The 12416-nt window shown below is 70.3% G+C and carries 11 protein-coding genes and 2 pseudogenes; 6 read left to right on the forward strand and 7 right to left on the reverse strand.

The window, feature by feature from the left end:
- Positions 1-197 precede the first annotated feature (197 nt).
- The 5 genes and pseudogenes from WT24_RS06575 to WT24_RS06595 all read right to left on the reverse strand — a co-directional run.
- Positions 198-1820 carry a phospholipase D family protein gene (locus tag WT24_RS06575; protein WP_059504410.1) on the reverse strand — a complete coding sequence of 541 codons (1623 nt, stop codon included), beginning with the start codon at positions 1818-1820 and terminating at the stop codon, positions 198-200.
- Between the two features lie 214 nt (positions 1821-2034).
- A pseudogene (locus WT24_RS06580) lies at positions 2035-2350 on the reverse strand (FadR/GntR family transcriptional regulator); the annotation flags it as partial.
- Positions 2351-2498: 148 nt separating this feature from the next.
- Complete coding sequence (locus WT24_RS06585) at positions 2499-3260, reverse strand: M48 family metalloprotease (RefSeq protein ID WP_059504408.1); 762 nt, start codon at positions 3258-3260, stop codon at positions 2499-2501.
- Between the two features lie 203 nt (positions 3261-3463).
- Positions 3464-4246: a glycosyltransferase family 2 protein gene (locus tag WT24_RS06590; RefSeq protein ID WP_060032130.1), complete on the reverse strand. Its 783-nt coding sequence runs from the start codon at positions 4244-4246 to the stop codon at positions 3464-3466.
- A 125-nt stretch (positions 4247-4371) separates the two neighbouring features.
- A pseudogene (locus WT24_RS06595) lies at positions 4372-4833 on the reverse strand (endoribonuclease L-PSP); the annotation flags it as partial.
- On the opposite strand from WT24_RS06595, the gene WT24_RS06600 reads away from it, so the two are divergent.
- The 6 genes from WT24_RS06600 (at position 4799) to WT24_RS06625 (ending at position 10965) form a co-directional block, all read left to right on the forward strand.
- Complete coding sequence (locus WT24_RS06600) at positions 4799-7156, forward strand: MMPL family transporter (RefSeq protein WP_060032133.1); 2358 nt, start codon at positions 4799-4801, stop codon at positions 7154-7156. The pseudogene WT24_RS06595 and the gene WT24_RS06600 overlap by 35 nt on opposite strands.
- Positions 7153-8037 carry a polysaccharide deacetylase family protein gene (locus WT24_RS06605; protein ID WP_060032136.1) on the forward strand — a complete coding sequence of 295 codons (885 nt, stop codon included), beginning with the start codon at positions 7153-7155 and terminating at the stop codon, positions 8035-8037. The genes WT24_RS06600 and WT24_RS06605 overlap by 4 nt, the downstream gene beginning before the upstream one ends.
- A gap of 63 nt (positions 8038-8100) precedes the next feature.
- Positions 8101-9312: a beta-ketoacyl-[acyl-carrier-protein] synthase family protein gene (locus WT24_RS06610; protein WP_060032139.1), complete on the forward strand. Its 1212-nt coding sequence runs from the start codon at positions 8101-8103 to the stop codon at positions 9310-9312.
- Positions 9313-9320: 8 nt separating this feature from the next.
- Entirely contained in the window at positions 9321-10139 is an 819-nt protein-coding gene (locus WT24_RS06615) for a beta-ketoacyl synthase chain length factor (RefSeq protein ID WP_059504388.1), read from the forward strand.
- Complete coding sequence (locus WT24_RS06620; RefSeq protein ID WP_060032141.1) at positions 10136-10639, forward strand: hotdog family protein; 504 nt, start codon at positions 10136-10138, stop codon at positions 10637-10639. Before WT24_RS06615 ends, WT24_RS06620 begins: the two co-directional genes overlap by 4 nt.
- On the forward strand, positions 10636-10965 hold the full coding sequence (locus WT24_RS06625) for a hypothetical protein (protein ID WP_060032144.1): 330 nt from the start codon (positions 10636-10638) through the stop codon (positions 10963-10965). The genes WT24_RS06620 and WT24_RS06625 overlap by 4 nt, the downstream gene beginning before the upstream one ends.
- Before the next feature lie 90 nt (positions 10966-11055).
- On the opposite strand, the gene WT24_RS06630 is transcribed toward WT24_RS06625, so the two are convergent.
- Together WT24_RS06630 and phbB are read right to left on the reverse strand one after the other, a co-directional pair.
- Entirely contained in the window at positions 11056-11262 is a 207-nt protein-coding gene (locus WT24_RS06630) for a hypothetical protein (RefSeq protein ID WP_059504381.1), read from the reverse strand.
- Positions 11263-11370: 108 nt separating this feature from the next.
- Complete coding sequence (phbB, locus tag WT24_RS06635; RefSeq protein WP_059504379.1) at positions 11371-12114, reverse strand: acetoacetyl-CoA reductase; 744 nt, start codon at positions 12112-12114, stop codon at positions 11371-11373.
- Positions 12115-12416: the final 302 nt, after the last annotated feature.

The raw sequence follows: 12416 nt of genomic DNA on the forward strand, positions 1-12416 counted from the left end.
CATCGTCCATCGTCCGCCGGCGCCGCGCGCGATGCGTGTCGCGCACGTGCGGCGGTACGTCGTTCGGCGTCGTTCCGGCCCGCATTATGCGACGGGTTCCGCGGCGCCCTTCACGATATGCACATCGTTGCGCGCACAACCATATCACCTTTCCCCGCGCACCGGTATCGCGGGTTTTGCCGGAGTCGTTTTCGCCCTTACAACTGGTCGTCGACCGGCAGCAGCGTGAAGATGCCCGTCATCATGTTGCGCAGCAGCCCGGCATGCGGGTCGACGTGATAGGTGGTGGTGCGACCGCCTTCGGTGCCCGTCCATTCGAGCGCGGGCGGGCTGCCGTCGGCCCGCGTCGCGAGCGTGACGCGGTAGCTTTCGTCCGGCTGCGTCACGCGCGCGAAGATCGCTGCGGCCTGCTGCGCGAGCACCGGGCTGTGGATCACGAGCGCGAGTTCGGTGTTCAGGTGCGCGGAACGCGGGTCGAGGTTCAGCGAGCCGATCACGAGAATCTGCCGGTCGATCACGTACGCCTTCGCATGCAGGCTCGCGCGCGAGCGCGAGCCGAACAGCCGCGCGGGCTGCTGGTCCGGCTGCGACTTGAATTCGTACAGCTCGACGCCGCGCTGCAACAACGGCACGCGATACGGCGCATAGCCGGCCTGCACCGCGACCGCGTCGGTCGCCGCGAGCGAATTCGTCACGATCGCGACGCGCACGCCGCGCGCGACCGTGTCGCCGAGGATTTTCACGCCGACGTCGTGCGGCACGAAGTACGGCGAAAACGCGAGGAATTCCTTCTGCGCGCCGCGCGTCAGCTCGGCCAGGCGCTGCATCGGCGGGCTCACGTACGTGCCGGTCGGCTGCGCGACCTTGGTCGGCGCGTCGACCTTGAATTCGGCCGGCGCCCACACGAGTTCGAGTTCGTCGCGCGCGATCTGTCGTGCAAGCGGCGTCGCGTTCAGCGGCTTCGCGTTGTACGGATCGGCATTCTTGCGCCAGTGGTCGCGCAGTTCGTCGCGCATCGCGTCGAGATCCTTCGGATCGAACGTCTGATGATTGAGGGCACGCAACGGATAGCTGCTCGCGCTCGCCCAGTAGTCGTCGAAGCTCTTCGAGATGTCGTGCGTCACGGGGCCGGCCGCCAGCACGTCGAGATCGCGGAACTGCAGCGTCGGGCTCGCACTGAAGTATTCGTCGCCGAGATTGCGGCCGCCGACGATCGCGAGCTGGTTGTCGGCGATCATCGCCTTGTTGTGCATCCGGCGCGTGAAGCTGTCGATCCGCGTGAAGAAGTTGGCCGTGCGCTCCATCACGCCGCGCTGCGATGCGCCGAACGGGTTGAACACGCGGATCTCGATGTTCGGGTGCGTGTTCAGCGCGGCCATCACGCGGTCGATATCGTCGAAGTTCAGGTCGTCGACCAGCATCCGCACGCGCACGCCGCGATCGGCCGCGTACAGCGCCGCGGCGAGCAGCAGCTTGCCGGTCGTATCCTCGGTCGCGATGTAGTACTGCATGTCGAGCGTCTTCGTCGCCGCACGCGCGAGCGCGATGCGCATCTGCAACGCGGTGGCGCCGTCGGCCAGCAGCCGGAAGCCCGACTGCGCCGGATGCGCGGCTGCCGGCGCGGCCAGCGCATCGCGCAGCGGCGTCGCGGTATCGGCCGACAACGCGTGGGAGACGGGACGATCGAGCGAAGTGGCGGGCGGATGCGTCGCGCACGCAGCGAGCGGCAGCAGCGCGCAGACGATCAGCGCGCGGGCCTGGCGGCATGCGGCGCGCCACGACGGCGCGGCCGATGCGCGCCGGATCAAGGATGTGAGCACGGAAGCTTCCTCGACAGTCGGATCAATGGGCACATCATCGCCGCGGCGCGCGGCTGACAGGCGGTTCCGGTCGATTCTAGTGGGCGCCCGACGAACCGGTCAATTGGGCCGGGCCGCGTAGGCCGGGCCGCGCAGCCGCCACCCGCACTGCCGGGCGACTCGTGACGCCCACCCACCGCCGCGCAGGCCGGCGCGCCCGCCGGTCCGATCAATCTCAAGCCGTCTCGCCGCTGCGCTCGAAATGGCTGCGCACGTAGTCGATATGCGTCTGCATCGCGGTGCGCGCCTCTTCGGGTCGGTGCGCGCAAATCGCGTCGCACACGGCCCGGTGCTGCAACAACAGCAACTCGGATGCCTGCTCGTCCCCCATCGTCATCCCGGCCACGTTGATCGAGATGTGCTCGCGCAACATCCCGACCACGCTCGTGTGCAGATGCAGAAACATCGTATTGGGGCGACGCGAGCGCGATCGCCTCGTGCAGCTTCGCGTCGGTCGCGGCCTCGACGGACGCGTCGTCGTTCGACCGCGCGTGGATGGTGCCGCAAGCGGCAACGTGCACGCCGAAAAAACAAAAAACCCACGCCCGAACGAGCGTGGGTTTTTCATTTGGCGTGCCGATCGCCTGCGTCGACGACCGGCGATCCGTTGCGCAATCGGCCGCGGGATCGGTTGCGGGATCAACTGCCTTTTGCGATGCGATCCTGGATGTGCTGCGCACGGCTCGCCGACGATGGATGCGAGCTCATCATCGAGCTCTGGCCGCCGTCCATCTGCGCGAGCTTCTGGAAGCCGGTGACGAGGCCCTTCTGGCTCATGCCCTTCTGCTTCAACAAGTCGAACGAGTAATCGTCGGCCGCGCTTTCCTGCGACTGCGAGAACTGCGCGTTGATGAACTTCTCGGTGATGTCGCCGAGCTGCGAGCTCGACAGCGCCGCCACGCCCGGCGACGCGGCGCCGGCCGCGCTGCGCGCCGCGCTCACCGCGTATGCCGTCTGCATCGCCTTCTTCGAGTGGCCGAGTGCGACGTGGCCCATTTCATGGCCGATCACGCCGCGCAGCTCGTCGTCGTTCATCATGTCCATCAGGCCGCTGTACACGCGCACGCAGCCGTTGCCCATCGCCCATGCGTTGACGTCCTTGGTCAGATAGACCTTGTAGTTGATCTTCTGGCCGTTCAGCGTCATGTCGCCGAAGCCCTTCATCACCTTCGTCAGACGCTTCGCGTATGCGCTGTTCGGCGGTGCGATCTTCGATTCGGCGTCGCTCGACTTGCACGATTCGTTCGACAGCGCCGCGATGTCGCTGTCCGACAGCGTCGCTGCCTTGAACAGGTTGGTCCCCGCCGACGTCAGGCTGTTCGCGTCAAGGTTCTGTACCCCGCCGCATGCGCTCAACAGAAACGCCACGCCACACGCCGCCACCGCTTTCTTGAGTTGCATCCCGGAATCCCTCGATAGTTGTATTTGGGAGCGGCGATTTTGCATAATCCGGCAGAAAATTACCAGATGTTTACACTAGATGACACGTTGATTACGCAGCGGATTGAAACGGCGCGCCGATCCGGCGCCATATCGACGACAAAAGCGCGGCAATCGCCGCACGCCGGGGCAGCGAACGGAAAGAAAAACGGGCGGGTCTGCGCTCAGGCCGTCTGATCGCGGCGCCGCGTCAAACGGCGCGCGACCAGCATCGGCAGCCGCATCGCGAAGCCGGTGAAAAGACGCAAGTGCATCCACGCGAGCAGCGCGTTGTCGCGGCCGTAGTGAAAGTGCGACACGCCGCCTTCGTGGCGGCCGAAATAGCGCACCGGCGCGTCGATGCGGATCGGGCGCACGCCGGCCCAGCACAGCCGCACGGCCGCTTCGGGATCGAAGTCGAAGCCGCGCATCCACGGCTGGCGCCGCATGATCGCCGCCAGCGGCGCGACCGGATAGACTCGAAAGCCGTACAGCGAATCGCCGATCCCGGCCCACAGCGTCTCCAGGTCGGCCCACGCGTTCGACAGCCGGCGCCCCTGCACGCGCAACTGCGGCGCGCTCGCATCGAACTTCGGCACGCCGAGCACCATCGCGTCGGGTGCGGCCTGCGATGCCGCCATGAAAGCGGGAATCAGGTCGGCCGGATGCTGGCCATCGGAATCCATCGTCAGCACGTGCGTGAAGCCGCTCGCGGCGGCCGCGTCGAGCCCCGCGAGCACCGCGGCGCCCTTGCCGCGATTCTCCGGCAGCACGATCACGCGCAAGCCGGGATCGCGCTCGGCCATCGCCTGCAGCCGTTCGGCGCTGCCGTCGGTGCTGCCGTCGACGACGACCCACACCGGATTCCACTGCTCGCGCGCATGGCGCACGGTCGTGTCGACCTTGGCGCCCGGGTTGTAGCTCGGAATCAGGACGAGATGAGTGGACGACGCGTGCAGCTTGGACATGGGAACAGCCGATGGCGAAGACGGGGATCCTGACAAAAGTGTATGACGTGCCGACGACCGTCGGCACGCGTCGTCGACCCCGGCCGCATGCCGCGCCGGCTGCCGGATCGCGAGGCTCTCGCGCTTCATGACAGCCACTCCACGGCATGGCCGGCGCTGGCTTCGATCTCGACCAGCAGGTCGTCGCGGCACACGTCCGCGTGAACGAACAGCGGCCGCACGTGAGAACCGGCCGCCTCGCGCAGCACTTGCCCGATCGCGGCCAGCGTCGCGGTATCGCCGGCGTCGCGCACGTAGACGCGATAGCTCAGGTCGGCGAGCGAGAACGGGCCGTGCCCCTGCCGCGCGGCCTGCTCGAGCACCGCCGCGAGGTTCGCGACCGTCTCGCGCGTCTGCGCGACGACGTCGCCGCGATGCACGGTGCGGTGCCCGACGATGCTCGCGGTGCCCGATACGAACAGCACCGGCGCCGCCTCGCCGTCCGCCCACGCAGCGGCGCGCGCGAACGTCGGCGCACGCGGGCCGTACTGCGCCGGATAGTGATACGCGCTCATCTGGCGCGGATTCTCGACGGAATCGGCCGGCGTGCCGAATGCGCCGAGCGCCGGGCAACGCGTGCTCGTCGACCAGTTGCGCGACGGCATCGTGTCGCGCCTGATCCTCGTCGCGATCGACGGCGGCGATGCAAGCACGCGCGCCGCGCTGTCGCGGCGCGTCGCCGGCACGTTGCGCGCCGATCCGCAGTTCGCGGCCGTGCACAACGGCGCAGCCGCGAACGACGCGCGCGACCGGCAATTCATTTTCGATCACCGCTATCTGCTGAGCCCGGCCGTCACGCCGCAGCGCTTCAGCGCCGACGGCCTGCACCGGGCGCTCGGCGACAGCCTCGACCTTTTGAGTTCGTCGGCCGGCCTCGTCGCGAAAGCGATGCTGCCGCGCGACCCGACCGGCGAAGTCGCCGCGCTCGTCGACGGCCTCGACCGCGCAGCCGAACCGGCGAGCCGCGACGGCGTGTGGGCGTCGCGCGACGGCACGCGCGCGGTGCTCGTCGTGCAGACGGCCGCCGCCGGCTCCGATACCGATGCGCAGGCACGCGCGATCGACACGGTGCGTCGCGCGTTCGCCGCCGCGAAACGGGCCATCCCGAATGCAGCGGCAACCACGCTCGCCATGACGGGCCCCGGCGTGTTCTCGGTCGACACGCGCGACACGATCCGGCACGACGTCGAGCGGCTGTCGACGGCAAGCGTCGCGCTGATCGTCGCGCTGCTGCTCACGCTGTACCGTTCGCCGCGCACGCTCGCGCTCGGCCTGCTGCCGGTGCTGACGGGCGTCGCGGCCGGGATCGCGGCGGTCGGCGTCGCGTTCGGCACGGTCCACGGGCTGACGCTCGGGTTCGGCACGACGCTGATCGGCGAAGCCGTCGACTATTCGATCTACCTGTTCGTGCAATCGGCGCAGGCCGGCACGCGCGGCGCCGCGCGCCCGGCCGACGCGACGCGCGCGTGGGTCGCCGCGTACTGGCCGACGATCCGGCTCGGCGTGCTGACGTCGGTGTGCGGATTCGCGTCGATGCTGTTTTCCGGATTCCCGGGCCTCGTGCAACTCGGGCTCTATTCGATCGTCGGGCTGACGGCCGCCGCGCTCGTCACGCGCTTCGTGCTGCCGCACCTGCGCGGCGAGCATGTCGCGATCCGCGACGTCTCGCGCATCGGCGCCGTACTTGCGCGCGCGGCCGACGCCGCGCCGCGGCTGCGCTGGCCGCTCGCGGTGCTCGTGGTCGCCGCATGCGCGACCCTCGCGCTGCATCGCGACGACCTGTGGAGCCGCGAGCTCGCGGCGCTCAGCCCCGTGCCGGCGGCAGCGCAGGCGCTCGACGCACGGCTGCGCGCGGATGTCGGCGCGCCCGACGTGCGCTACCTCGTCGTGATTGCCGCGCCGACCGAACAGGCCGCACTCGAAGGCGCGGAAAGAGTTGCCGCGCAATTGCAGCCGCTCGTCGACCGCGGCGCGCTCGGCGGTTTCGAAAACCCCGCCCGCTACCTGCCGAGCGACGCCGCGCAACGCGCGCGCCGGGCGAGCCTGCCGGATGCGGACGCGCTTGCCGCACGGATGCGCGACGCCGTCGCGCACCAGCCGATCGCGGTCAAGCCCGACCTGTTCGCGCCGTTCCTCGCCGACGTCGACGCCGCGCGTCACGCACCGCTGCTGACGCGCGCGGACCTGCGCGGCACGTCGATGGCGCTCGCCGTCGATGCGCTGCTGACCGAACGCGACGGCCGCTGGAGCGCGATGCTGCCGCTGCGTGCGCCGGACGCGGCCCGCACCGCGCAGCTGACGTCGAGCCTCGATGCCGCGCCGATTCGCGCCGCCGTCGCGCGCGCGGGCGTGGCCGATGCGCTGTTCGTCGACATGAAAACCGAAGCCGATCGGCTGTACGTGAGCTATGTGCACGAAGACATCCGCTTGTCGCTCGCCGGGTTCGCCGCGATCGCCGTGCTGCTGCTGATCGCGCTGCGCTCGCCGCGCCGCGCGGTGCGCGCCCTCGCGCCGCTCGTCGCGGCCGTGCTGGTCGTGACGGCCGGCTTCGCGCTCGCCGGCGTACAGCTGACGATCCTGCACCTCGTCGGGATGCTGTTGATCGTCGCGGTCGGCTCGAACTACGCGCTGTTCTTCTGCCGGCGCGACGACACGCAGCCCGTCACGCCGTACACGCTGGTGTCGCTGCTGATCGCGAACCTCGCGACGGTCGCCGGCTTCGGGCTGCTCGCGCTGTCGCGCGTGCCGCTGCTCGAAACCTTCGGGCTGACCGTCGGCCCCGGCGCAATGCTCGCGCTCGCGTTCGCGGCGATTCTCGCGCCCCGCGCCGCACCGGCGGTCGGTCATCGTGAACGAGGAGGCCGCGCATGAATGCGCCGCCGTCGACTCCGCCGCACCACGCCGGCGCCGCGCGGCGCTGGAAACCCACGCCGCTGATCGCGGGCGCCGCCGCGCTGCATGCGGGCGCTGCCGCCGTCGCGATCACGCAACCGGCCACGTGGCCGTGGGCCGTCGGCGGCGTGGTCGCGTCGCATCTCGCACTGACCGCGGCCGGCCTGTGGCCGCGCAGCACGCTGCTCGGTCCGAACTGGACGCGCCTGCCGCCCGGCGCGGGCCGCCGCATCGCGCTGACGATCGACGACGGCCCGGACCCGGACGTCACGCCGCGCGTGCTCGACCTGCTCGACCGTTACGACGCGCGCGCGACGTTCTTCTGCATCGGCGATCTCGCGCGCCGCCATCCGCGCTGGGTCGAGGCGATCGTCGCGCGCGGCCATGCGGTCGAGAACCACAGCCAGCGGCACAGCCATACGTTCTCGCTATCGGGGCCGGCCGCGCTGCGACGCGAAATCGCGGCCGCGCAGCAGACGCTGACCGACATCGCCGGCACGCGTCCACTGTTCTTCCGCGCGCCGGCCGGCCTGCGCAATCCGTTTCTCGAACCGGTGCTGTGCGAACTCGGCCTGCAACTCGCGAGCTGGACGCGACGCGGCTTCGACACGCGCGCCCGCAACGCCGCGACCGTCACGCGCCGCCTGCTGCACGGCCTCGATGCGCGCGACATCCTGCTGGTCCACGACGGCCATGCGGCGCGCGATGCGCGCGGCGAACCGGTCGTGCTCGACGTGCTGCACGAAGTGCTGCGCACGGCCGCCGATGCGCAGTTGCACTGGACCACCTTGCGCGCGGCGCTCGCGCCCGAAACGTCCGGCCAGCCGGGCGTTCCGGCACCCCCGTTTGATAAAATCTGACCTCGAACGACGCGCCCGCCAGCCCTGCTGCAGCGCCCGTTCCGGCCACCGGAAGCGACCCTCGTGAAACCTCTCCTGCTCTCGCACTTCACCGCCACCAGCTGCATCGGCCGCGGCCTCGACGCGACCCTCGACGCGCTGCGCCACGCCCGCGGCGGGCTCGTGCCGTGCAACTTCGAGCGTGCGGACCTCGACACGTGGATCGGCGCGGTGGACGGCGTCGATGCGCACCCCGTGCGCGCCGATCTCGCCGACTTCGAATGCCGCAACAACCGCCTCGCGCAACTCGGCCTGACGCAGGACGGCTTCGACGCCCGCGTCGCGGCGGCCGTCGCGCGCTACGGCCCCGCACGCGTCGGCGTGTTCGTCGGCACGAGCACGGCCGGCATCCTCGAAACCGAGCGCGCGTACCGGCGCCGCGACCCGGCAAGCGGCGCGCTGCCGGCCGACTTCCGCTACGCACACACGCACAACCCGTATTCGCCGGCCGCGTTCGTGCGCGCGTATTTCGCGCTGCGCGGGCCGGCGATGGCGATCTCGTCCGCGTGCTCGTCGGGCGCGAAGGTATTCGGCTCCGCGCGCCGCATGATCGAGGCCGGGCTGATCGACGCGGCCGTCGTCGGCGGCGTCGATTCGCTGTGCCTGACCACGCTGTACGGCTTCAATTCGCTCGAACTGCTGTCGCGCCGGCCGTGCCGGCCGTTCGACGTCGCCCGCGACGGCATCTCGATCGGCGAGGCCGCCGCGTTCGCGCTCGTCGAGCGCGCCTCTGCGCCGCCCGCCGCGCCCGACGGCGACGCGATCCTGCTGCTCGGCGTCGGCGAATCGAGCGACGCGCACCACATGTCGTCGCCGCATCCGGAAGGGCGCGGCGCGCGCGCCGCGATCGAGCAGGCGCTCGCGTCCGCCGGCCTCGGCGCGCACGATATCGACTACGTGAACCTGCACGGCACCGCGACGCCGAGCAACGATGCAGCGGAAAGCCGCGCGGTCGGCGCGCTGTTCGCCCGCACGCCGTGCAGCTCGACGAAGGGCGCGACCGGCCACACGCTCGGCGCGGCCGGCGCGCTGGAGGCGATCGTCGCCGCGCTCGCGCTGCGCGAGCAGTTCGTGCCGGCCGGCGTCAACACGACGCAGCCCGACCCGGCGCTCGCAGCCGATTACGTGCTCGCGAGCCGCGACATGCGCGTGCGCGCCGTCCTCTCCAACTCGTTCGGCTTCGGCGGCACGAACTGCAGCCTGATCCTCGGCCGCGCCGATCACGCCCGCCGCTGAGGCCCGCCATGACCCTGACCGCCTTCATCGAAAGCATCGGCCTCGTCGGGCCGGGATTGAACGACTGGCCGCACGCGGCCGACGTGCTCGCAGGCCGCGCGCCCTACGCGCCCGCCCGCACCGAGCTGCCGCCGCCGGCCGGCCTGCCGTCCGCCGAACGGCGTCGCACGGGCCCCGTCGTGCGCGCCGCGCTCGCGGTCGGCCACGAAGCGGTGGCGGCGAGCGGCCGCGACGCCGCGACGCTCGCGACCGTATTCAGCGCATCCGGCGGCGACGGCCAGAACTGCCACGCGATCTGCGAAACGCTGGCCGGCGACGATCGTCAGTTGTCGCCGACCCGCTTCCACAACTCGGTGCACAATGCCCCGGCCGGCTACTGGAGCATCGCGACCCGCGCGACGGCGACGTCGAACGTGCTGTGTGCGCACGACGGCAGCTTTGCCGCCGGCCTACTCGAAAGCCTGTGCCAGGTCGTCGTCGATCGCGTGCCGAGCCTACTGATCGCGTACGACACCGACTATCCGGAACCGCTGCGCACGGTGCGGCCGATCGACGACGCGTTCGGCGTCGCGCTCGTGCTCTCGCCGCAAGCAAGCGAGCGCACGCTCGCCCGCATCGACGTGCAGCTCACCGATGCACCCGCGACAACGCTCGCCGATGCCGGACTCGACGCACTGCGCGCCGGCAATCCGGCCGCCCGCGTGCTGCCGCTGCTCGATGCGCTCGCCGCGCGGCGGTCGACGCGCGTCGTGCTCGACTATCTGGCCGATACGCGCGTGCAGGTCGACGTCGCGATGCCCGAACCCGTCGCGGAGCACGCGCCATGATCGCAACGGCCGTCTTGACCCCGCCGCTCGACCATGCGTGGATTGCCGCGCACATTCCGCATGCCGGCACGATGTGCGTGCTCAATTCGGTCGATGCGTGGGATACCGAACGAATCCGCTGCACCGCGACGAGCCACCGCGACCCGCACAACCCGCTGCGCGCGCACGGGCGGCTCGCGTCGGTCTGCGGCATCGAATATGCCGCGCAGGCGATGGCCGTGCACGGCGCGCTGCTCGGCGCGCACGAAGCGCGCCCGCGCGTCGGCCATCTCGCGAGCGTGCGCAACGTCAACGCGTTCGTCGACCGGCTCGATACCTTCGAGCAGCCGCTCACCGTCGACGCGCAACGCGTGAGCGGCGACGGCCGCTCGGTACTGTACGGCTTCGCGCTGCGCTGCGGCGAGCGCGTGCTGCTGTCCGGCCGCGCGGCGGTGATGCTCGACGCATCGGCCGCCGGCGCGTTTCAACCGGCGCCTGCCGGCCACACGAATCCTCGATGAAGAGGCCTACCTCAAGGAAACCGGTCGTGAAAGTTCGTCAGTTCATTGGCGCCGCGCTCGTTTCGGCGCTGCTCAGCCCGCTCGCGCACGCGGACATGTCGGAAGTGAAGCAGGACATCAAGCGCGATTCGAAGGAAGCCGCGCACAAGACCGGCGACGCGGCGCGCAGCTTCGGCCACGCGACCGCGAGCGCCGCGAAGGCGGTCGGGCACGGCGTCGCCCATGCGTCGCGCGAAGGCTGGGAAGCCACCAAGCGCACGACGAAGCGGATCTTCCACAAGAACGACGCGGGCGGGTCGGCCGGAAAAAGCGAAAAGAACGACTGATCGCGCGTCCCGCGCGCGTTGCCGAAGGCACGCGCGCGGGACTCGACCACTCATCGGTTGCTCGCTGATCGCAACGCGCCGGCGCCGCCGTCAGCGGGCGCCGCGCATGCGCCGTAGCGGCCTCGCCGGCCTGCGCGCGAAGCACTTGCCGTACGCGATCAGCCAGCAATCGCGATGATCGAAGTTCCGCAGCAGCCGCGCGCGGCGCCGCTCGAGCCAGTAGAGCGAGATCGCCATCGCCAGCGCGACGGCCAGCGCCGCGCCGCCGATCACGAGTCCCATCCAGGTGTCGCCCATGCGTTCTCCGGAATGCAAGGCCGAAGCGGCGCGCCTGCCGCCGCTCCGGCGCGGGATAGTGGGGAACACGGCCAGCACGGCTTCGAACGCCGTGCGGGCCGCCGCGCGTCAGTGCATGTGCTGACCGCCGTTGATCGCGATGTTGGAGCCCGTCACGAAGCCGGCCTCCTCCGAGCACAGATAGGCCACCAGCGCCGCGACTTCCTCGGGCTTGCCGAGCCGGCCCGCCGGAATCTGCGGGAGGATCTTCGTGTCGAGGATGTCCTGCGGGATCGCGGTGACCATCTTCGTCGCGAGATAGCCCGGCGACACCGTGTTCACCGTCACGCCCTTGCGCGCGACCTCGAGCGCGAGCGATTTCGTGAAGCCGTGCATGCCGGCTTTCGCGGCCGCGTAGTTGGTCTGGCCGACCGACCCCTTCGAGCCGTTCACCGACGAAATGTTGACGATACGGCCCCAGCCGCGCTCGACCATGCCGTCGCACACCGGCTTCGTCATGTTGAACACGGAGTCGAGGTTCGTGCGGATCACCGCGTCCCAGTTGACCTTGTCGAGCTTGCGCAGCGTCATGTCGCGCGTGATGCCTGCGTTGTTCACGAGAATGTCGACCGGGCCGACGTCCCGCACGATCTTCTCGATGCATTGCCGGCACGAGTCGTGATCGGCCACGTCCACCGGGTACGCATGGAACGCTCGGCCGGCCGCATGCATCTCGGTCAGCCAGCGGTCCGCGTTGGCGTTGTTCGGCGAATACGTGACGACTACCCGGTGACCCGCATCGTTCAACCGGATGCTGACCGCTTCGCCGAGGCCGCCCATCCCACCCGTCACAACTGCAATTCGCTTAGTCATCCTATTAATTACCGACAAAAAAGTGATCGATGAAAGGCCGGGCGACGGCATCGCACATGCTGCCGCCCCGCCGCTTCGATGTGCATCCGCCCGCATCGCGGGTGCGGCACGCACCGGTACCTCGCGCGTATTGTCGACTGCCTGCCTTGCGCAAAAGCCGCCCGACTCACCCGCGGCGCCGACCCGGGCCGCAAGCGAACCGTGCTGTCAGTCCCCGCTCAGACGCGCTCGACCGCGAGCGCGACGCCCATCCCGCCGCCGATGCACAGCGACGCCAGCCCGCGCTTCGCATCGCGCTTGAC

It is taken from the genome of Burkholderia sp. MSMB1078WGS, assembly GCF_001528895.1.
Lineage (GTDB): Bacteria > Pseudomonadota > Gammaproteobacteria > Burkholderiales > Burkholderiaceae > Burkholderia.